Source organism: Phenylobacterium sp., from assembly GCF_041916435.1.
In the GTDB taxonomy this organism is placed as follows: Bacteria; Pseudomonadota; Alphaproteobacteria; order Caulobacterales; family Caulobacteraceae; genus Phenylobacterium.
In genome coordinates this window covers 1-1,079 of the sequence record NZ_JAYRZM010000035.1, presented here as the reverse complement: position 1 = coordinate 1,079, position 1,079 = coordinate 1, and the positions used below count along the sequence as shown (strand labels likewise).

General features: G+C 71.1%; 1 pseudogene. It reads left to right on the top strand.

What is annotated here, in order from left to right:
• Nucleotides 1–72: 72 nt before the first annotated feature.
• Nucleotides 73–1,079, top strand: a pseudogene (locus ACE3TA_RS22650) (hypothetical protein); the annotation flags it as partial.

Sequence of the window (1,079 nt, the reverse complement as noted above, 5' to 3'; positions counted from 1 at the left end):
AAGCACCTCGCCGGCGTCGGCTCGTCATCGGGTTCAACGCCGGTGATATCGTCGCCGACGGAGCCCGCCAAGATGGCAGCGCCGGATGCCAATGGCGACGGCCAGACCGAGGCCCCCGCGGCCCGCAAGAAGCAGATCTATGACCGCATCGTCGGCGAGCAGGAAGTGACCGGCGAGATGCAGCCGACGGAAGAGACGCCGGTGACGCCGGAAGCGGCGCAGCCCGACGCCGGGCAGCCGGCCGCCGGGGCACAGCCTGCATCCGGCACGCAGCCGGCCGACCAGGTTCCGAAGATCGAGCCAGCCGGCAACGCCAACCAGATTCCGGCGCCCGACGCGCCTGACCAGGGGGCTACGGGGCAGGGGCTGCCCGATCCCGAGCCGCCGCCGCCGCTGCCGATTCCCGGCAGCGACCAGCAGGGCAATCTTGGCCTCAAGGGCGGCGCGCAGGTCGCCGCCGCCTCTGCCCAGCCGGACCAGGGGGCGGCAGCGCCACCGCCACTGCCCTCGAGTTCTGCTCTGACCTCGTCGAGTGACGCGAATACCCCGCCGCCCCCGGAAAAAGCCACCGACGGGGCGGCTCTTGTTTCAGGGGGAGGCTCAGCTGCCAAGGCAGCGGCCGGAACCACTGCTTCCGCGACGCCCGAACCGGTGGTGACGCCGCAACCCGACACCCAGATCACGGCGCCCGCGCCGAGCACCGATCAGAGCGACGCGCAGCCGGCCCCGCCGCCCAAGAAGAAGACCGCGGCCAAGAAGACCGCCACCAAGCAGGCCGCGTCGAAGCAGACGGATTACGACAATCTCGGATCCAAGCCGGTGGTGCTGGTGCCGCCGTCGCAGCAGGCCGCAGCGCAGAGCCAGAGCGCTTCCGGCGTCTCGCAGCCGGTGACGCCCGAGCAACCCGTGGCGACGGCGCCAAACCCGCAGAAGCGCAAGACGATCTTCGACCTGTTCAACGGTGGCAACGGCACCTCGACCAACATTCCGGTGGAGCCGGCGGCGCCGACGCAAGTCGCCTCCGCCGCCACCCAGACGAAGCAGGCTGCAACGCCCAGCCCTGCACCGAAAGCCACGAC